This is a genomic window from Kitasatospora papulosa, from assembly GCF_000717245.1.
Classification (GTDB): Bacteria; Actinomycetota; Actinomycetes; order Streptomycetales; family Streptomycetaceae; genus Streptomyces; species Streptomyces papulosus.
Genome location: NZ_JNYQ01000001.1, coordinates 44,377 through 64,069, shown reverse-complemented (window position 1 = coordinate 64,069; position 19,693 = coordinate 44,377). Strand labels below are relative to the sequence as shown.

At 71.6% G+C, this 19,693-nt stretch carries 14 protein-coding genes; 6 read left to right on the top strand and 8 right to left on the bottom strand.

The genetic code is table 11. From position 1 onward, the window contains the following. Positions 1-112: 112 nt before the first annotated feature. From smpB to ftsE, 4 genes are all read right to left on the bottom strand, one after another. On the bottom strand, positions 113-601 hold the full coding sequence (smpB, locus tag IA22_RS0100215; RefSeq protein WP_014155962.1) for an SsrA-binding protein SmpB: 489 nt from the start codon (positions 599-601) through the stop codon (positions 113-115). 18 nt (positions 602-619) lie between these two features. Then, positions 620-1,807, bottom strand: coding sequence for a S41 family peptidase (locus IA22_RS0100210; protein ID WP_014155961.1), 1,188 nt, complete (start codon positions 1,805-1,807; stop codon positions 620-622). Between the two features lie 68 nt (positions 1,808-1,875). After that, positions 1,876-2,796, bottom strand: a complete 921-nt coding sequence (gene ftsX, locus IA22_RS0100205) for a permease-like cell division protein FtsX (RefSeq protein WP_015577395.1) — start codon at positions 2,794-2,796, stop codon at positions 1,876-1,878. A 70-nt stretch (positions 2,797-2,866) separates the two neighbouring features. Beyond that, positions 2,867-3,556: a cell division ATP-binding protein FtsE gene (gene ftsE, locus IA22_RS0100200; RefSeq protein WP_014046319.1), complete on the bottom strand. Its 690-nt coding sequence runs from the start codon at positions 3,554-3,556 to the stop codon at positions 2,867-2,869. A gap of 258 nt (positions 3,557-3,814) precedes the next feature. Here ftsE and IA22_RS0100195 point away from each other — a divergent pair, with 258 nt between their 5' ends. Next, complete coding sequence (locus tag IA22_RS0100195; RefSeq protein ID WP_014155959.1) at positions 3,815-4,006, top strand: hypothetical protein; 192 nt, start codon at positions 3,815-3,817, stop codon at positions 4,004-4,006. A gap of 132 nt (positions 4,007-4,138) precedes the next feature. Here the strand turns inward: IA22_RS0100195 and IA22_RS0100190 are convergent, their stop codons facing one another. From IA22_RS0100190 to IA22_RS0100175, 4 genes are all read right to left on the bottom strand, one after another. Further along, positions 4,139-5,026 carry a hypothetical protein gene (locus IA22_RS0100190; protein WP_030122364.1) on the bottom strand — a complete coding sequence of 296 codons (888 nt, stop codon included), beginning with the start codon at positions 5,024-5,026 and terminating at the stop codon, positions 4,139-4,141. A 357-nt stretch (positions 5,027-5,383) separates the two neighbouring features. Next, positions 5,384-6,490: a peptide chain release factor 2 gene (gene prfB, locus IA22_RS0100185; protein ID WP_014155957.1), complete on the bottom strand. Its 1,107-nt coding sequence runs from the start codon at positions 6,488-6,490 to the stop codon at positions 5,384-5,386. 70 nt (positions 6,491-6,560) lie between these two features. After that, positions 6,561-7,799 carry a serine/threonine-protein kinase gene (locus IA22_RS0100180; protein WP_030122363.1) on the bottom strand — a complete coding sequence of 413 codons (1,239 nt, stop codon included), beginning with the start codon at positions 7,797-7,799 and terminating at the stop codon, positions 6,561-6,563. A gap of 147 nt (positions 7,800-7,946) precedes the next feature. After that, on the bottom strand, positions 7,947-9,569 hold the full coding sequence (locus IA22_RS0100175; RefSeq protein ID WP_030122362.1) for a serine/threonine-protein kinase: 1,623 nt from the start codon (positions 9,567-9,569) through the stop codon (positions 7,947-7,949). 421 nt (positions 9,570-9,990) lie between these two features. Here IA22_RS0100175 and IA22_RS0100170 point away from each other — a divergent pair, with 421 nt between their 5' ends. From IA22_RS0100170 to IA22_RS0100150, 5 genes are all read left to right on the top strand, one after another. Beyond that, the gene (locus IA22_RS0100170) at positions 9,991-13,329 is read left to right on the top strand and encodes an FHA domain-containing protein (protein ID WP_030122361.1); all 3,339 of its coding nucleotides are present in this window, start codon (positions 9,991-9,993) and stop codon (positions 13,327-13,329) included. Between the two features lie 299 nt (positions 13,330-13,628). After that, the gene (locus IA22_RS0100165; protein WP_014155953.1) at positions 13,629-14,960 is read left to right on the top strand and encodes an ABC transporter substrate-binding protein; all 1,332 of its coding nucleotides are present in this window, start codon (positions 13,629-13,631) and stop codon (positions 14,958-14,960) included. Between the two features lie 4 nt (positions 14,961-14,964). Beyond that, entirely contained in the window at positions 14,965-16,350 is a 1,386-nt protein-coding gene (locus IA22_RS0100160; RefSeq protein WP_081889723.1) for a carbohydrate ABC transporter permease, read from the top strand. Then, positions 16,347-17,261, top strand: a complete 915-nt coding sequence (locus tag IA22_RS0100155) for a carbohydrate ABC transporter permease (RefSeq protein ID WP_014155951.1) — start codon at positions 16,347-16,349, stop codon at positions 17,259-17,261. Before IA22_RS0100160 ends, IA22_RS0100155 begins: the two co-directional genes overlap by 4 nt. A 193-nt stretch (positions 17,262-17,454) precedes the next feature. Then, entirely contained in the window at positions 17,455-19,689 is a 2,235-nt protein-coding gene (locus IA22_RS0100150; protein WP_030122358.1) for a bifunctional glycosyltransferase/CDP-glycerol:glycerophosphate glycerophosphotransferase, read from the top strand. Positions 19,690-19,693 lie beyond the last annotated feature (4 nt).

The following is a 19,693-nucleotide window of genomic DNA, read 5'->3' as shown; positions in this document are numbered from 1 at the left end:
TTATCAATCCACGCACCCGCTGTGAGGTGCATGGCCCATCGTACGTGACCAACGCACGCGGATGCCACCGTATTCCGGCGGCTCCGGGGCGCGGGCCCCGGAACGGTGGCGGCTACGCGCTGCGCTGGCGCCGGCGGGCCGCCGAGATGGCGCGGTTCGTCTCCCGCGTGTCCTGCTTCTCACGCAGCGTCTGACGCTTGTCGTACTCCTTCTTGCCCTTCGCGAGCGCGATCTCGACCTTGACGCGGCTGTCCTTGAAGTACAGCGCGAGCGGCACGATCGTGTGTCCCGTCTCCTGCGACTTGGACCGGAGCTTGTCGATCTCGGCCCGGTGCAGGAGCAGCTTCCTCTTGCGCTTCGCCGAGTGGTTGGTCCAGGTGCCCTGCACGTACTCCGGGACGTGGACGTTGTGCAGCCACGCCTCGCCGTCGTCGATCTGGACGAAGCCGTCGACCAGCGACGCCCTGCCCATCCGCAGCGACTTGACCTCGGTACCCATCAGTACGAGACCGCACTCGTAGGTGTCGAGGACGTGGTAGTCGTGCCGCGCCTTCTTGTTCTGCGCAATCATCTTGCGCCCGGTGTCTTTTTCCTTGGCCATAGTGCGGTCATTTTCGCACTACGACCCACCCCCGAGGCCACTCAATACCGTCTCGCCCCGCTGCTGGGCCTCCGGACCCGCCCCGACGTCCGGCGTGATGCCGCTTCCCTCGACGCTGCGGCCCGCCGGTGTGCGGTAGTGCCCGACGGTCAGCTCGGCCACCGAGCCGCCGGGAAGCTTGCTGGGCATCTGCACGGATCCCTTGCCGAAGGTGCGCGATCCGACGGTCACCGCCCGCCCGCGGTCCTGCAGCGCGCCCGTCAGCAGTTCGGCGGCGCTCATCGTGCCGCCGTCCACCAGGACGACCACCGGCCGGTCGGTGTCCCCGCCGGGCTCGGCGTAGAGGGCGTGCTGCTCCCCGTGGACGTCGTAGGTGGCGACGAGGCCGCCGTCCAGGAAGGCGGAGGAGGCGGTGACGGCCTCGGTGACCAGCCCGCCCGAGTTGGCCCGGAGGTCCAGCAGGATTCCCGCGTCCCCGGGCACCTCGTCCACGGCGTCACGGACCGCGGTGCCCGCGCCCTTGGTGAACGCGTCCACCTTGATCAGTACGGCGGAGGAGGGCCCCTGACCGAGTCGGCGGACGCTCACCGGGTCGGTGCTGAGCCGGGCCCTGCGCAGGGTCGTGGTCCAGGTGTGGCCGCCGCGGCCGAGCCCGAGGACGACCGAGGAGCCCTCGGCCGCCTTCGTGCGGTCGCCGCGCAGCAGCGCGACCACCTCGGCGACGGGGCGCTTCTCGACCGGACGGCCGTCCACGGTGCGCAGCAGGTCTCCCTTGCGCACCCCGGCCCGGTCCGCCGGCCCGCCGGCCTGGACCTCGGTCACGGCGACGTCGCCGCGGGCCGAGCGGCGGGCGGAGACACCCACCCCGGTGTACGAACCGTCGAGGGCCTGCTCGAACTCCTCGTACTCCCGCTCGTCGTACACCGCGCCCCAGCGGTCCCCGCTGCGGCTGACGACCTCCTCGGCGGCGTCCGTACCGGACTTCCCGTCGGCCTCCGCGTCCGCGGCCGCGTCCGCGATCTCCTCACGGTCCACGGGGCCGACCGTGGAGGACACCGCGCGTGTCCTTATCTCCGTGCCCGCGTCGTCCTCACGGGGCAGTGACCCGGTGGCCGCGGCCGTGGCCAGCACGCTCGCGAACACCAACGTCAGGGCCGCCCCGCGGTAGATCCCGCGGGGTTTCAAATGGTGCGTATGGCCCGGCATGTGGCCGAGTGTAGGACAACGCCCCGTCCGCACACGGCGCGTTCGCCGCATGCGGTACGGGGCGCTCGTCACACCTTGAGGTACTTGCGCAACGCGAAGAGGGCGGCAACGGCGGGCATCAGCAGCCCGATCGCGATGACCAGCGGAAGCTTCGTGAGCACCGCGTCCCAGCCGATGAAGTCGATCAGGTTCAGCTTCTCCTGGAGGGCGAGTCCGCCGTCGATCAGGAAGTACCTGGCCGCTATCAGGATCACGCAGGCGAGCAGTCCGCCGATCAGGCCGGCGAACGCGGCCTCCATGATGAACGGCATCTGGATGTAGAAGCCCGAGGCTCCCACCAGCCGCATGATGCCCGTCTCCCGTCTCCGGCTGAACGCCGAGACGCGGACGGTGTTCACGATCAGCATCAGCGCGATGACCAGCATCAGCCCCATCAGGAAGATCGCGGCCACGTTCATGCCGTTCATCAGCCCGAAGAGGTTGTCGAGGATGCTCCGCTGGTCCTGGACGGACTGCACGCCGTCACGGCCGGCGAAGGCCGTCGCGACGACCTTGTACTTCTGCGGGTCCTTCAGCTTGACCCGGAACGACTCCTGCATCTGGTCCGGCGTGATGTTGCCGGCCATCGGCGAGTCGCCGAACTGCTCCTGGTAGTGCTTGTACGCCTCGTCGACGTTCTCGAAGAGGACCGGCTTCTGGACGGCCTCCATCTTCTCGAGGTCGGCCTTGATCTCCTTCTTCTGCTCCGCCGTGACGGCGCCCTTGGCGCACTTGGGCACGTCCTTGGCGTCGTTCTTGTTGCAGAGGAAGATCGAGACGTTGACCTTGTCGTACCAGTAGGTCTTCATCGAGCTGACCTGCTCGCGCATCAACAGCGCACCGCCGAACAGGGCGAGCGAGAGGGCGACGGAGACCACGACCGCGAAGGTCATCGTGAGGTTACGACGAAGACCGACGCCGATCTCCGACAGGACGAACTGGGCGCGCATGGCGTCCTTTCAGTACTCGATGCTCGTGCAGGGGCTCGGAGGGGCCGGCGGGCCGGGCCGCCGGCCCTTCTCAGTGCTGGTAGCCGTAGACGCCGCGCGCCTGGTCACGCACGAGGCGGCCCTGTTCGAGCTCGATGACGCGCTTGCGCATCTGGTCGACGATGTTCTGGTCGTGGGTCGCCATGATCACGGTGGTGCCGGTCCGGTTGATCCGGTCCAGCAGCTTCATGATGCCCACGGAGGTCTGCGGGTCGAGGTTTCCGGTCGGCTCGTCCGCGATCAGCAGCATGGGGCGGTTGACGAACGCCCGCGCGATCGCGACACGTTGCTGCTCACCACCGGAGAGCTCGCCGGGCATGCGGTCCTCCTTGCCCCCGAGACCCACGAGGTCGAGCACCTGGGGCACGGCCTTGCGGATCTCGCCGCGGGGTTTGCCGATGACCTCCTGCGCGAAGGCCACGTTCTCGGCCACGGTCTTGTTGGGGAGGAGGCGGAAGTCCTGGAAGACGGTGCCCAGCTGGCGGCGCATCTGCGGCACCTTCCAGTTGGACAGCCGCGCCAGGTCCTTGCCGAGCACGTGGACCATGCCCTGACTGGCGCGCTCCTCACGGAGGATGAGCCGCATGAAGGTGGACTTGCCGGAGCCGGAGGAGCCCACCAGGAAGACGAACTCGCCCTTCTCGATGTCGAGTGAGACGTCCCGGAGAGCTGGACGGCTCTGCTTCGGGTAGGTCTTGGAGACGTTGTCGAATCGGATCACGGATGCACCACGGTCGGCCGGGGGTAGGTGAGCGTGACCATACGCGAACCGGGTGAGCGCGCGCAGTCGGCGTCCGTCGATGAGGGATTTGTGACGGAAAGCGACATGGAACGAAACGGGGCGTGCCGGACCTTGTCCGGCGGGCCGCGCCGAAACCCGTCCGAGCTGGCACAGTGGGAGGGGAACAGTTGCGTTTCCCGGAGCGTTGTGCGGAGAGAACGTGGATGCGGCTCCCGCCGCGCGGGAGGAGGACTGCGCATGACCTACGACCGACTGGTGTGCGCGAACTGCGCGGCGCCCGTGAACGAGGGCCGTTGCCGTGTCTGCCGGGCGAGCCGGGAGCGGATGCAGGAGCAGGGGCCCTTCGCCGGGCTCAATCCCGCGATGCTCGTCGCGCTGATGGTGATCCTCGTGGCCGCGCTCGCGCTGCTGGCGCACCAGGCCATCTGAGGCGACGGCCGCACCTCACCACCCGGCGGGGCTGAAACGTGCGCGTACGGCCGCAGGAGCGGCTCGGTACGCATAAGGGCCCTGGAAGGCCGTAAAGGCTCTCCAGGGCCCTTCTACATGCGCTTACGGGTGTCAGGCGACCGTGCGACCGCCGCCGACCAGACGCGGCAGGAGGCGGAAGCCGATGCCACCGGCGATCATCGTGGCAGCACCGAGCAGCAGGAACGTGGTCTCGGCCGCACCGGTCTCGGCGAGCTCGTCCTTGCCCTTGCCCTGCTCGACCGGCTGGTTGCCGACACTGTCCGTGTCGGTGTTGTCGTCGGTGTCCGGGTAGACGGGGTCCGGCGACCCAGTGGATCCGCCGTCGGTACCGCCATCGGTCCCACCGTCGGTACCACCGTCAGTGCCGCCATCGGTGCCACCGTCGGTGCCACCGTCAGTGCCGCCATCGGTACCGCCGTCGGTGCCGCCATCGGTACCGCCATCGGTACCACCATCGGTGCCACCGTCAGTACCGCCGTCGGTACCACCGTCGGTACCGCCGTCAGTGCCGCCATCGGTGCCACCATCGGTCCCGCCGTCGGTGCCACCGTCAGTACCGCCATCGGTACCACCGTCGGTGCCACCGTCAGTGCCGCCATCGGTGCCACCGTCAGTACCACCATCGGTGCCGCCATCGGTGCCACCGTCGGCACCGCCGATGAGGCCGCCGATGAGGCCGCCGTCGGTCCCACCGTCGGTCCCACCATCGGTACCGCCGTCAGTACCGCCATCGGTACCGCCGTCAGTACCGCCGTCGGCACCGCCGTCGACACCACCGATGCCGCTCTCGCCGCCGCCGTCGACGCCGCCGGCCTCACCGAGGGTGACCTGGGTCGTGACAGCGGCCTCTTCGGTGTCCACACCGATGTTGACGATGCCCGCGGCCTGGGCCGCACCGGCGGCCGTGAGCGAGGCACCTGCGGCGATAACCGCACCAGCGGCTATACGCGCGACGCGGATTCGCGTCTTCTTCGTCATCTGTTGCTACCCCCAGTAGCTGATCTCGTCCATGGAGCAGCCCTATGCGGTCCTCGGCCCTGCGGGGTCACTTTCTCAGCAGGGCCACGCCGTACGTGGTCATCCCGCCCGCCCCCGATCACACCTGTCCCAGACATACGCGTGCTGCTCTAGCACCCTGTCCAGAGATAAGGGCCACGTCAAGGCCGTTCCGAGGGCATACAGGCCGCTATGGGGGTTCTTGACGGCTATTCGGAATCACGACTGTGACACATCGGGCACATCTCCCCCTCAACTACCGGGCCTACGCGTCGAGGTGAAAAGAGGCCGGGCCCGGACAGAGCATTCTGTCCGGGCCCGGCCTCTTCACTGCTGAGGCTACTTCTCGTTCTGCTTGCGCCAGCGGATGCCGGCCTCGACGAAGCCGTCGATCTCGCCGTTGAAGACCGCTTCGGGGTTGCCCATCTCGAACTCCGTACGCAGGTCCTTGACCATCTGGTACGGGTGCAGGACGTACGAACGCATCTGGTTGCCCCAGGAGTTGCCGCCGTCCCCCTTGAGCGCGTTCATCTTGGCCTGCTCCTCCTGGCGGCGGCGCTCGAGGAGCTTCGCCTGGAGGACGTTCATCGCGGACGCCTTGTTCTGGATCTGCGAGCGCTCGTTCTGGCAGGAGACGACGATGCCGGTGGGCAGGTGGGTCAGACGGACGGCGGAGTCCGTGGTGTTGACGCCCTGGCCGCCGGGGCCCGACGAGCGGTACACGTCGACGCGGAGCTCGGACTCGTCGATCTCGACGTGGTCCGTCTGCTCGACCACGGGCAGCACCTCGACACCCGCGAACGACGTCTGGCGACGGCCCTGGTTGTCGAAGGGGGAGATCCGGACGAGCCGGTGCGTGCCCTGCTCGACGGAGAGCGTGCCGTAGGCGTACGGGACCTCGACCGCGAAGGTGGTCGACTTGATGCCGGCCTCTTCGGCGTACGCCGTCTCGTAGACCTCGGTCTTGTAGTTGTGCCGCTCGGCCCAGCGGAGGTACATGCGCTGGAGCTTCTCGGCGAAGTCGGCGGCGTCGACGCCACCGGCCTCGGCGCGGATGGTGACGAGGGCCTCGCGCGCGTCGTACTCGCCGGAGAGGAGCGTGCGGACCTCCATCTCGTCCAGCGCCTTCCGGACGGACTCCAGCTCGCTCTCCGCCTCGGCGAGCGCGTCGGCGTCGCCCTCGTCCTCGGCGAGCTCGAAGAGGACCTCGAGGTCGTCGATGCGGCCCCGCAGGGTCTCGGTCTTGCGGACCTCCGCCTGGAGGTGCGAAAGCTTGCTGGTGATCTTCTGCGCCGCCTCCGGGTCGTCCCAGAGGGACGGCGCCGCCGCCTGCTCCTCGAGCGCGGCGATGTCGACCCTCAGCGCATCCAGGTCCAGGACGGCCTCGATCGACCCCATGGTCGAGGAGAGGGACTTCAGCTCTTCGGAAATATCGACGACTGCCACGGGTCCAGCGTAACGGCTGGACGGGTGAACCTGTCCCTCCCCCGGATCCCCGACCCCTCGGGCCCGCCTCTCAGGGGGCCGTGGGGGCCGAGTTCCGCGTGTCCTCGGGGGCCGAGCCGGGGTCGTCCCCGCTCGTGGCGAACCATCCGCCGACCCCTATGGCGGCACACAGGGCGACAGCCGCCGCACCGAGGGTGATCCTGCGCTTGCGGACCGCCGCCGACCTGTTGCGGGCCGAGCCGGGGCGCGGCCTGCCGGGCGCGCGCGGGGCGCGGGCCGTGCCGAGGGGGCCGCCGGAGAGTTCGTCGGGGGCGGGTACACGCATGCTCGTGTGCGTGTCGCGGTTGGAGTCCGGGGAGGACCCGGGCACCAGCGGGACCGCTCCGCGGCGGCGGGGCTCCTCCCGCGCCGGGGTGTACTGCTGCTCGTCGTAGGCCTGCGGTTCGGCCTCGTTGTCCGGCTCGTCGACGTCGAGCGGGGGTATCCCGGACAGGAGCGGGATCAGTTCCCGCAGCCGGGTCGCGAGCTCGGAGGCGCGCAGCCGGGAGGCCGGCGCCTTGGCCAGGCACTGGACCAGCAGCTGCCAGAGTTCCTCGGGGATGCCCGGGAGCGGGACGACCCTCTCGGTCACATGACGGCGCAGGACGGCGCCGGGGTGGCCGCCGCCGAAGGGGGTGAAACCGGCGAGGAGCTCGTAGAACACGGTCGCGAGGGCGTAGATGTCCACGGCGGCGCGGGGCGGGAGACCTTCGACGATCTCGGGGGCCAGGTAGTCCGGCGTACCGATGATCTTGGTGGCCTTGGTGCGGCGAGGGGTGTCGATGAGCTTGGCGACGCCGAAGTCGGTGAGCAGCGCGGGGTGTGATCCGCCGGGGCCGAGCGGGCCCTCCATGTCGAGCAGGATGTTCTCCGGCTTGACGTCGCGGTGGACCACCCCGGCGCGGTGGGCGGCGGCCAGACCGTCCGCGACGTCGGCGACGATCGCCGCGGCCGCCTCGGGCGCGAGGCGGCGCTCCCGGTCCAGGCGGGTACGCAGGTCGGTGCCCCGCACGAGGTCCATCACGAGCGCCAGGTCGGTGCCGTCCACGACGAGGTCGCGGACGGCGACGACGTGCGGATGGCTGAGCCCGAGCAGCGCGGTGCGTTCCTGTACGAAGCGGCCCACGAGCTCCTGGTCGGACGCGAGGTCCTCGCGGAGCAGCTTGATGGCGACCGGGCCCTCGGGCCCTTCGCCGAGCCACACCGTGCCGGCGCTGCCGCGCCCCAGGATCTGGTGGGCGGTGTACCGGCTGCCGATATTCCGTGCCAAGACTGCTCCCTCAGCGGCTGGCGTTGACCCCCCGGTCGACAAAGTTACGCGGCGAACGGGGGGTCGCGTGCCCGGGATGGCGCCAACCTTCACTTCTGCGGGCGAATTGGGCCCGCAGAAGTCGACAAAGAAACGAGGTGGGGGCTGTTACTGACCGGGCGTACCGCCGGAGTCGCTCCCGCCGAGGTCCTCGAACCACTTGGTGACGTTGTCGATGCCGTCCCCTATGGCGTCCCAGAAGCTCTGCCCCTGGGCGACCCAGTCCTGAAGCGGCGTGAGCTCCCAGATGAGCCAGGCGGCGACGACCAGCAGCACCACCGAGAACAGGCAGCCCTTGAGGCAGCCGAGGCCGGGGATGCGCATCGGGTTGGCGCTGCGCTGCCTCGGCTGTCGCGGGGCGGGCGGCTGGGGCGCGGGCTGCTGCGGGGGCGCGTACTGCTGCCGCTGCTGCTGCTGTGGCTGGTGCGGCTGCTGGTAGCGCTGGGGCTGCTGCTGGGCGCGCTGGGGCAGCCGGCGCTGCTGGGCCTGGGGCGGCTGCTGCGCCTGCGGCGGCTGCTGGCGCTGGGGGCGACGGCGCAGCGGGTCCTGGCTCGGATCGAGGTACTGGACCTGCGTCTGCTCGTTGCGGTCCCTGGCGGCCCGGAGCTGGGACTGCCAGGGGTGCGGCTCGTCGGGCCGCGGGGGGCCGTCGGGGCGCGGCGGTACGGGCGGCAGCATCGCGGTCGGATCGGCCTGGCCGCCTCCGCCGGGAGTCTGCCGCATCACGCTGGTCGGAGCGGCGGGGTCGTACGAACCGGCGTTGCTCGGCAGCACCTGGGTCGCGTCCGCGGCGCCGGGGGTGTCCGGGACGGCGGCGGGCGCCGGGTCGGGGGCGAGCAGGGCGCCCACGCCCTCGGCGGCGGCGATCTGCGCCGAGTTCGCGTGCACCCCGACGCCCTCGCCGACGGTACGCAGCGCGCGGGCGAGGTTCACGGCGCTGGGCCGCTGGTCCGGGTCCTTGCGCAGGCAGCGTTCGATCACCGTCCACAGCGGCTCGGGGACGTTGCCGGGGCGGCGGGGCTCCTCGCTGAGGTGCCGGTGCAGGACCTCCAGCGCGGTGCCCCCGGCGAACGGCGGGCGGCCGGTGACCAGTTCGTAGAGCAGGATGCCGGCGCCGTAGATGTCCACGGCGGAGGTCTGCGGACGGCCTTCGGCCGACTCGGGCGCCACATAGGCGGGCGTGCCGACGAACTCATGGGTCCGGGTCAGGCCCGGGGAGTCCGCGAGGCGCGCGATGCCGAAGTCGGTGAGCATCGGGTGCATCTCGCCGTCGCGCTCGTCGAGCAGCACGTTGGCGGGCTTCAGGTCGCGGTGCACGACACCGTCCGCGTGGCTCGCGGCCAGCGCGTCCGCGATCTGCGCGGTGAGCAGCGCGGCGGCGACCGGGGTGAGCGGGCCGTTCTCGCGGAGGTAGCGGTGCAGGTCGGGGCCGTCGACCAGGTCCATCACCAGGGCGAGGAGATCGCCCTCGACGACGAGGTCGCGGGTGCGCACGATGTTCGCGTGGGTGAGCCGCAGCAGCACCGAGCGCTCACGCAGGAACCGCATGACGACATCCGCGTCGTTGGCGAGCTCCTCCTTGAGCACCTTGATCGCAACGGTCTCGCCGGGCTGCCCGGCGACGGCCGCCTCGGCGCCCGCGGTCTCCCGCTGGCGGGCTCGCCAGACGGTGCCCGTGGCGCCGCGTCCGAGCGGCTCCTCGAGCAGGTACTTGCTGCCTACCGGCCGCACGTCATGCGCTCCCTGCTGGTCGTTGTGCTTGCGGTCCCCCGGGCCCGCCCGGATGTGTTCCGGCCCACTCTAATGCCGCCGTACGGGGCAACGGCCGGTCGCCCTCCGGTCGTGTTGCCGCTGTGTCAGCGGGAAGACGCACACTCGGAAGAGTTGGTTGCCGAACGAGTGTGCAACACGTCCCCGGCAGGACCAAGCAGGCACTTTTGCACGCACACTCGGCGATTCAAGATCACTAAGCGGTCACCCCCGGGCGTGTTGTCAGTGGCAGGTGCGAGGATGCCTGCAGCACAGAACCGTGGGGTACGGAGCCTCACGTTCCGTGACGACCTGAACCGGACGACGCGTCCGTGCCGGGTGGGGGGAATCACAGGGCTTCTCCCCTGCCGGGCACCCCGCGCAGAAGGGACCGCTGACGGCGATGCAGATCCGGCTGACCGTCCTCGCGCCGCCCAGCGGCCAGAACCCGGCGCGCGCCTGCGACGTGCTCGTGACCGCCCCGGCCGGCACGGCCCTCGCCGCCGTCGCCTCCGGCCTGGCCACGGCGGTCTGCGGCCCCGAGGGCTCGCAGGGCGGCGGCGCGACCGTGCTGTACGCCGGGCGCGAGCGGCTCGACCCCCAGCGCTGCGCCCTCGGCGAGCCGCCCCTGACCGACGGCGCGGTGCTCTCGCTCCAGGTGCCCGGGGCCGACGAGGCGGCCGACGACGCCGTTCCCGCGCAGCTTCACGTGATCGCGGGACCGGACGCCGGCGGGGTCCATCTGCTGCACGGCGGACAGATCCGCATCGGCCGCTCCGCCGAGGCGGACGTCCCGCTCGACGACCCGGACGTGTCCCGGCTGCACTGCGCCGTGACCGTCTCGGAGGACGGCCGGGTGTCCGTCGCCGACCTCGGGTCCACCAACGGCACCTCCCTGGACGGCGCGGACGTGCACGACCGTCCGGTGCGACTGGCCCCCGGCGCGCTGCTGCGGCTCGGGGAGTCCACGCTCCGGCTGACGTCCGGCACCCGTACGCCCACGCTGACGACCACACCCGATGGCGAGGGCCACCTCAGAGTGGCTCTCGCCGAGGCGGCCGCCCCCGGGGCGGAGCGCGCGCCCGCCGCGGGGGGTCCGCACGGCACGGGAGGACACGGCCAGGCATACGGCACCGCATCCGCCGCACACCCCACGCACCGGACCTACGACGACGAACCGGCCGGTCACGACACCCCTCAGGGCCACACCTCCCCGCAGGTCACGCACGGCCGCGGCGCGCCGCTGGCCGACCCGGAGCCCCCCAGACGGGGCATAGGCGCCTGGGCGCGGCGGCTCACCGGCGGCAAGGGAGACCCGGCGCACGAGGCGATGCCCGGTGAACCGCCGGCTGCCGGACAGGATCCCGCCTCGGCCACGCACGCCCCCTCCGCTCCACCTCACTCCTCCTCCGCGCCCGCGGGGACCTGGCCGGATCCCGCGACCGTGCTCCTCACGGCGCTCGGCCCCGGCCCCCGCCTGTGGGAGCGCGGCACCACGCACCCCGAGGCCCTGGTCGTCCGGCTGGGGACGACGGAGCGCGCCGATCTGCCCGCCGTCCCGGTCACCGTGGGGCTGCGGGAGGCCGGGTCGCTCGGCCTCGCGGGCCCGCGGGCCCGGCTGTCCGGGCTGGCCCGCTCGACGGTGGCGCAGCTCGCCGCCCTGCACTCCCCGTTCGACCTGGAGATCGTGCTGATCAGCACGGACCGGTCCCGGAGCCTGGAGGAGCGGCGGCGCGAGTGGTCGTGGCTCGGCTGGCTGCCCCATCTGCGCCCGATGCACGGCCAAGACTGCCGCCTGCTCCTCGCGTACGACCGCGAGCAGGCCGCCGCCCGCGCCGCGGAACTGGAGCGGCGCGTGCAGGAGGGCCCGCTGGGGCCCGGCTGGGCGAGCGCCGACCGGTCCACCGTCGCCGACGCGGCCCGCCGGCACACCGGGCCCTACACCGTGGTGATCGTGGACGGCGATCCCGGCTCCGCGGCCCTGCGCGAGACGACGGCCGGGCTGGCCGGTGCCGGCGCGGCCTCCGGGATCCACCTGATCTGCCTGGCCGAGACCCCGGCCGCCTCCCCGACCTCCCCGGTCGCCGCGACCTACGACACCGCGTGCCGGGCCTCGATCGCCTTCCGGGAGTGCGGTGCGGTCGCCATGCTCAGCGGCGACGTGGCGACTGCGCTGCGGCTGCTGCGCACGGCGGGCGGCCAGGCGGCGGGCCACGGCACCGTTGCCGCGGTGGACGCCGTGTCGGTCGCCTGGGCCGAGCGGTTCGGGCGTGCCCTCGCCCCGCTGCGCGACGAGGGCTCGACCGCGCTGCCCGGCCGTCCCACGGCGGCGGCCCTGCCCCCGTCCGCCCGTCTGCTGGACGAGCTGGGCCTCGCCCGAGCCACACCGGCCTCCCTGATGGCCCGTTGGGCATCCACGGCCGAGGAGCAGCCGGGCGCGACGGTCCGCCCGGCCGCGTCCGGCGCGGCGGACCTGGACACCACCGGCTCCGGCCGCACCGTGAGCACCGGGCCCCGGGTGGCCGCCCAGCGCGAGTCCCCCGACTCCGGCCGCACCCCGTTCCGGGGCAGCGGGCCGACCAGCGCGGGCTCCGGCCGCTCCGCCTGGACCGCCGCGCCCTCCGACGGCGGCGCCCCCCGGATCGGCGCGCAGCGCCGTGACAGCGGGGCCGCGGAGACCGTGCCCCCGGGAACGCCCGCCGACGGCGCGGGACGCCCGGTGATCGTGCTGGGCGCCGGCCCCAGGGGGCCGCTCTCGGTCGACCTGGCCGACGAGGGCCCCCATCTGCTGATCGAGGGCCCCGCGGGAAGCGGCCGTACGGAGCTGCTGCGCGCCGTCGCCGCCTCCCTGGCCTCCGCCGCACGGCCCGACCGGCTCGGCATACTCCTCATCGACGGGGCGGGCGGCGAGCACGGGGAGCGCGGCGAGGGGCTGCGCCCCTGCACGGAGCTGCCGCACGCCTACACGCACCTGGTGGCCTCCGACCCCGTCCGCATGAGGGAGTTCGCGCAGGCGCTGGGCGGTGAGCTCAAACGCCGGGCGGAGCTGCTCGGCACCCTGGACTTCACCGAGTGGCACACCCGGTACGAGGAGCCGCAGACGCTCAGCGGACGCCGCCCCGCGAGCGCCGCCGAACAGCGCGGGGATCTCGAATCGCCCGCGAGCGGCACCCTGCGGCTGAGACCCACCGCGGCGCGGCCGGCGGACCCCGGGCCCTCGCCGCTTCCCCGGCTGGTCGTCCTGGCCGACGACTTCGACGCCCTGGTCGCCCCGGCGCTCGGCAGCCCCGGACGCCCGTCCGCCGGGTCCGTGGTCCGTGTGCTGGAGGCGGTGGCCAGGGACGGTGGGCGTCTCGGCGTCCATCTGGTCGCCACGTCCGCCCGCCCGGACCGCACCGAGGACACGGAGCTGGCCCGGGGCGCGCGGCTGCGCATCGTGCTCGACCCGCCCGTCGTCCCCCCGTCCCCGGACGAGGCCGCCCCGGGGCGTGGGCGGTTGGGGCATCCGGACGGCCGGGTGACACCGTTCCAGGGCGGCCGGGTGACCGGCCGCATCCCCCGCACGGCGACCCTCCGCCCCACCGTCGTACCGCTGGAGTGGGAGCGGATGGGCGATCCGCCGGCCCGCCGGCCGGTCCGCGAGCTGGGCAACGGCCCCACCGACCTGGCCCTGCTGGCCAGCGCCCTGGACAGGGCCGCCCGTTCGGTGAACGCGGAGCCGCTCCCGCCGCTGATCCCCTGAGCGCCCGTGACGGTGCGCGCGGCACCGGGCGGCCGGTGTCGCCGGCTGCCGCCTTGGGCATCACCCGAACCCTTCCTGACGTGACGTCACGAGCCGATCACGATGCCGGAGTTGGCGCGACCGGCGGTATTGCGGCCCCGGTGTCGCGGGCATAGGACTGTGCGCACGGACGATGTGAACCGCACGATGTGAGACGTGAACGGCACCGCGGGGTCCCACCGTGGGTGTCGGACCGCTCATGCGCGCGCAGGAGAGACGGGGCAGGGATGCGCAGAACCCTTCGAATGCGTAGGGCCGCAATGGTGTTCACCGCGATCGGGGCGCTGGCCCTCACCGGATGCGGTGACGACGGCGGCAGCAAGGACAAGACCGGCGACGGCGCCGCCACGGGCGGGAGCAGCAAGCCGAGCGTCACTCTGCCGAAGCTCGACGGCGAGAAGATCTCGGTCGCCGCGGTGTGGACCGGGCCCGAGCAGGCCAACTTCACCAAGGTCCTGGACGAGTTCGAGGCGAGGACGGGCGCGACGGTCACCTTCGTCCCGGCGCAGGACCCGATCGTCAACTTCCTCGGTACGAAGATCGCGGGCGGCCAGCCCCCGGACGTCGCGATGATCCCGCAGGTGGGCGCGATCCAGCAGGCCGTGGCCAAGAAGTGGGCCAAGCCGGTGGGCGCGGAGGCGAAGGCGCAGCTGAGCAAGAACTACGCGAAGGTCTGGCAGGACCTCGGCGCGGTCGACGGCACCCAGTACGGCGTCTACTTCAAGGCCGCCAACAAGTCCCTGGTCTGGTACAACGCCAAGGCGTTCGAGAACGCGGGCGCGAGCGAGCCGAAGACCTGGAAGGACTTCATCGCCACGGCCGAGACGGTCTCCGCCTCCGGCGTCACCCCGGTCTCGGTCGGCGGCGCGGACGGCTGGACCCTCACCGACTGGTTCGAGAACATCTACCTCTCCCAGGCCGGACCGGAGAAGTACGACCAGCTGGCCGCGCACGAGATCAAGTGGACGGACCCGTCCGTCAAGGACGCCCTGACCACGCTCGCCGAACTCTTCGGCAAGCCGGCTCTGATCTCCGGTGGCGCCGACGGGGCGCTGCAGACCGAGTTCCCGGTATCGGTCACCCAGACGTTCACCGGTGGCGACCAGCCCAAGGGCGCGATGGTCTTCGAGGGTGACTTCGTCTCCGTCAACATCGCGCAGACCGAGGCGAAGATCGGTACGGACGCCAAGGTGTTCCCGTTCCCCGCGGTCGGCGCGGACTCCCCCGTGGTGACGGGTGGCGACGCGGCCGTGGCGCTCAAGGACGGCAAGGGCGCGCAGGCGCTGCTGACCTGGCTCGCCTCGACCGACGCCGCGAAGATCTGGGCCGAGGCCGGCGGGTTCATCTCGCCCAACAAGGCTCTGGACGCGGCCGCCTACCCGAACGACGTGCAGCGCAAGATCGCCGAGGCGCTGATCGCCGCCGGTGACGACGTCCGGTTCGACATGTCCGACCAGGCCCCGCAGTCGTTCGGCGGGACGCCCGGCAAGGGTGAGTGGAAGACGCTCCAGGACTTCCTGAAGAACCCGAAGGACATCGCGGGGACCCAGGCGAAGCTGGAGTCCGACGCGGCCAAGGCCTGGACGAGCTGACAGGATGACCACAGCGACAGCGGGGGGCGGCGGGAGCGCGCCCCCCGCCGACAAACGTCCTGACACGGGTACGGGCAAGGGCACGGGCGGGCGGTCGCGCGGAGGGGTGACCGGGACGAGGAGAACCGTCGCCGCGGCGTTCCTGCTGCCGGCCCTGGTGCTGCTCGGCGCGCTCGTCGTCTATCCGATCGTGTACTCCGTCTACCGCTCGTTCCTCGACCAGTCCGGTACCGGTTTCGCCGGACTCGACAACTACGAGGCGCTGTTCACCGACGCCACCATCCGGACCGCGGTGAAGAACAACGCGATCTGGGTGGTGTTCGCACCGACGGTCGCCACCGTCCTGGGGCTGATCTTCGCGGTCCTCACCGAACGGATCCGGTGGGGTACGGCGTTCAAGCTGATCGTCTTCATGCCGATGGCCATCTCCATGCTGGCCGCCGGCATCATCTTCCGGCTGGTCTACGAGCAGGCGCCGGAGCGCGGTGTCGCCAACGCCGTGGCGGTCGGGGTGCACGACACGTTCGCCGAGTCCTCCGGCTTCCCGAAGGCGCATCCGCTGCCCGTCCATCCGCTGAAGGCCGGCGGCGGCGGTTCCTTCGTGACGAAGGAGACGGTGCGCGCCGGACAGCCGGTGAGCCTGCCGCTGGTCGGCGTGGTGCCCGCGAAGATGCCGGGCGACGCGGAGCCCGCGAAGGCGGCCACCGCGTCGGGCGACGGCATCACCGGGACGGCCTGGCTGGACTTCACCAAGGGCGGTGGCGGGAAGCCCAACGTGGTCGATCCGAAGGAGCTCGGCCTCAAGGGCCTCACCGTCGAGGCGGTGAAGGACGGCAAGGTCGTCGCCACGGCCACGGCGGGCGCGGACGGTGTGTTCACCCTGCCGGCCTCGGCCGACGGGTCACTGCTCCGGCTGCCGGCGGACAACTTCCGGGAGCCGTACAACGGCGTCGACTGGCTGGGGCCGTCCCTCGTGACACCGGGGATCATCGGCAGTTACGTCTGGATGTGGGCCGGATTCGCCATGGTGCTGATCGCCGCCGGTCTCGCGGGCCTGCCGCGCGAACTCCTCGAGGCGGCGCGTGTGGACGGGGCCAACGAGTGGCAGGTGTTCCGCCGGATCACGGTCCCGATGCTGGCGCCCGTACTCGCGGTGGTGCTGGTCACCCTCATGATCAACGTACTGAAGATCTTCGACCTGGTCTTCATCATCGCGCCGGGTTCCTCCCAGGACGACGCGAACGTCCTGGCCCTCCAGCTGTACCGCACCTCGTTCGGCACGGACGCGGATCTCGGGGTCGGCAGCGCCATCGCCGTACTGCTGTTGCTGCTGGTGATCCCGGTGATGCTCTTCAATGTTCGCCGGATCCGGAAGGAGGGGCGCCGGTGACGACGACCGAGACCTCACAGGCCGAGCAGGTCCGGCGGGCGGGCGGGCCCGCCACGAGCACGCAGTCCCTCGGCGCGCGGATGGCCGCCCGGGCCGGTGGCGGAGTCATGCGGGTCTTCCTCGTCCTGGTGGGTCTGTTCTGGCTCATGCCCACCATCGGACTGCTGCTCTCCTCGCTGCGCGGCCCGGAGGACATCGCGGCGAGCGGCTGGTGGAAGGTGTTCACCGCCCCCTCCGAGCTGACCTTCTCCAACTACCAGCGTCTGCTGGACAATTCGACGATCACGGATTCCCTGCTCAGCACGGTCCTGATCACCGTTCCGGCCACGTTCCTGGTGGTCGTCATCGGCTCGCTCGCCGGTTACGCCTTCGCCTGGATGGAGTTCCCCGGCCGCGACTGGTGGTTCCTGGTGGTCGTGGGGCTGCTGGTGGTCCCGGTGCAGGTCGCACTGATCCCGGTGTCCGAGCTCTTCGGCACCATCGGGATCTTCGAGACGACCTTCGGCGTGATCATGTTCCACACGGCGTTCGGCCTGCCGTTCGCCATCTTCCTGCTCAGGAACTTCTTCGCCGAGATCCCGCGCGAACTGCTGGAGGCCGCACGGCTGGACGGCGCGGGCGAGATCCGCCTGTTCACCCGGGTCGTGATGCCGCTCGGCGGCCCCGCGATCGCCTCACTCGGGATCTTCCAGTTCCTCTGGGTGTGGAACGACATGCTGGTGGCGCTGATCTTCGCGGACTCGGACTCCCCTCCGATCACCGTGGCGCTCCAGCAGCAGGTACGGCAGTTCGGCAACAACATCGACGTGCTGGCGCCCGGCGCCTTCGTGTCCATGGTGATCCCGCTGGCGGTGTTCTTCGCCTTCCAGCGCCAGTTCGTCTCCGGGGTGATGGCCGGAGCGGTCAAGTAGCGGGAGCCGCCACCGGCACGGGGCGGAAACCGCGAGCAGCACATCCGTTCGTCAACATCGGGGCGGTCCGTTCACTCGCGAACGGGCCGCCCTACCTCGCACTTCCCCCGGATGCCACATCCGCCGTAACCATGTCACTCCTTCGGCCGTTTGCGGGCCACCTGCCCGCCCGCGAGCGACCCCTGGATGTGTTGTGCCCCGGTTCAGTGTCATCGTGCCCGCGTACCGGGTCCAGGCGTATCTGCACGCGTGTCTCGACTCCGTGCTGGACCAGTCCTTCAAGGACTACGAGATCATCGTGGTCGACGACTGTTCACCGGACGCCTGCGGCCCGATCGCCGACGAGTACGCCGTACGCGACCCCCGGGTCAGCGCCGTCCACCTGCCGCGCAACTCCGGCCTCGGCCCCGCCCGCAACGCCGGGGTGGCCAGGGCGACCGGGGACTACCTGCTCTTCCTCGACGCCGACGACACCTTCACCCCCGAGGCGCTCCAGGCCATCGCCGACCGTCTGGAGGCCACCGGCGGCCCCGACGTCCTGGTCTACGACTACGCGCGGACCTACTGGTCGGGCGAGAGTGTGCGCAACACCTTCGCCGAGCACCTGTCCGAGGCCGGACCGGCCTCCTTCAGGCTCGCCGACCGGCCCGAACTGCTCAAGGTCCTGATGGTCGTCTGGAACAAGGCGTACCGGCGCGAGTTCATCGAGGCGGGCGGGTTCACCTTCCCGCCGGGCTACTACGAGGACACCCCCTGGACCTACCCGGTGCTGATGGCCGCCGGGTCGATCGCCGTGCTGGACACCGTCTGCGTCGGCTACCGGCAGCGGCGCCGCGGCAACATCCTCTCCACCACGACCCGGCGGCACTTCGACGTCTTCGACCAGTACGACAGGGTCTTCGCCTTCATCGACGCGCGCCCCGAACTCGCCGTCTGGCGACCGGTGATGTTCCGCAGGATGCTCGACCACTTCTCGACCCTCTTCACCTCCAGGGACCGGCTGCCGCGCGGGACCCGGGTCGAGTTCTTCCGGCGGGCCCGCGCGCACTGCCGCCGCTACCGCACGCCGGGCGCCCCCGTGCCCCGGCGGGCACGGCTGCGGCACGCGCTGTTCCGGCTGGGCGCCCACCGCACCTACCGCGCCCTGTGGACCGCTCAGCGGCTGCGCGGCCGGCTCGGGCGCACCGCCGCGTCCGTGAACCGGGCGGTACGCGCGGCGGCGCTCCAGCTGCACTACCGCGTCCAGCTGCTGCTGCCCGTACGGAGCGGGGACGCGGTGTTCGCCGCCTACTGGCACCGGGGCTACACCTGTAGCCCGGCGGCCCTGGAGGCCACGGCCAGGGCCCTCGTGCCCGGCCTGCGCACCTCCTGGATCTGCCGCCCGGAGGACGCCCACACCGTGCCGGACACGACCCGAGTGCTGCATCCGGGAACAGCCGCGTACTGGACGGCCCTGGCGCGTTCCAGGTACCTCGTGAACAACGTCAACTTCGATCGCAGGCTGGTGAAGAGACGGGGTCAGGTCCTCCTGCAGACCCATCACGGCACACCTCTGAAGACCATGGGCACCGACCTCGTGCACCGGCCCGCGGCGGCCGGCGGCATGGACTTCGGGCAGCTGCTGCGCAACGTCGACAAGTGGGACTTCTCTCTCTCGGCCAACCAGCACTCCACGCTGGTGTGGGAGCGCACCTACCCGTCGGGCTACACCACGCTGGAGTACGGCAGCCCGCGCAACGACGTCTTCCACCGCGCGGACCCCGGCAGGACGGCGCGGCTGCGCGAACGCCTGGGCGTCCCGGAGGGGAGCACCGCCCTGCTGTACGCACCGACCCACCGCGACTACCGCCGTGCCCAGCAGCACACCCTGGACCTCGACCGGCTGGTCCGCGTCCTGGGCCCGCGCTTCGTGATCCTGGCCCGCTCCCACTACCTGGACGCGACGTCCCGGGCCACCGCCGGGCACACCCGGCACCCCCGGATCATCGACGTCAGCGCCCACCCGTCCGTCGAGGAGCTCTGTCTCGCCTCCGACGGGCTGATCACGGACTACTCGTCCCTGATGTTCGACTACGTCAACCTGGACCGGCCGGTCGTCCTGCACCTGGAGGACGCGCAGGCCTACGAGGCGTCCCGGGGCACGTACTTCGACCCGGCGGCCTTCCCTCCCGGTGCGGTGGCCCGGGACCAGGAGGAGCTGCACGAGATCTTCGCCACCGACCACTGGCGGGGGCCCCGGTCCGCGCAGCGCCGGGCGGCGTTCCGGGCCCGGTTCTGCCCGTACGACGACGGGCACGCGGCGGAGCGGGTGGTGCGGCGGGTCTTCCTGGACGAGACGTCGGAGATGCCGCCGCCCGCCCAGCCGGCGGGCCGCGGGCCCACCGGGGTACCGCGCCAGGTACCGGTGCGGGAGTACACCAACGGGTGACGCC

Excerpts from the sequence above, each read along its gene's own strand:
- smpB (WP_014155962.1), bottom strand. The coding sequence starts at position 601 with ATGGCCAAGGAAAAAGACACCGGGCGCAAGATGATTGCGCAGAACAAG.
- IA22_RS0100210 (WP_014155961.1), bottom strand. The coding sequence starts at position 1,807 with ATGCCGGGCCATACGCACCATTTGAAACCCCGCGGGATCTACCGCGGG.
- ftsX (WP_015577395.1), bottom strand. The coding sequence starts at position 2,796 with ATGCGCGCCCAGTTCGTCCTGTCGGAGATCGGCGTCGGTCTTCGTCGT.
- IA22_RS0100195 (WP_014155959.1), top strand. The coding sequence starts at position 3,815 with ATGACCTACGACCGACTGGTGTGCGCGAACTGCGCGGCGCCCGTGAAC.
- IA22_RS0100190 (WP_030122364.1), bottom strand. The coding sequence starts at position 5,026 with ATGACGAAGAAGACGCGAATCCGCGTCGCGCGTATAGCCGCTGGTGCG.
- IA22_RS0100170 (WP_030122361.1), top strand. The coding sequence starts at position 9,991 with ATGCAGATCCGGCTGACCGTCCTCGCGCCGCCCAGCGGCCAGAACCCG.
- IA22_RS0100165 (WP_014155953.1), top strand. The coding sequence starts at position 13,629 with ATGGTGTTCACCGCGATCGGGGCGCTGGCCCTCACCGGATGCGGTGAC.
- IA22_RS0100160 (WP_081889723.1), top strand. The coding sequence starts at position 14,965 with ATGACCACAGCGACAGCGGGGGGCGGCGGGAGCGCGCCCCCCGCCGAC.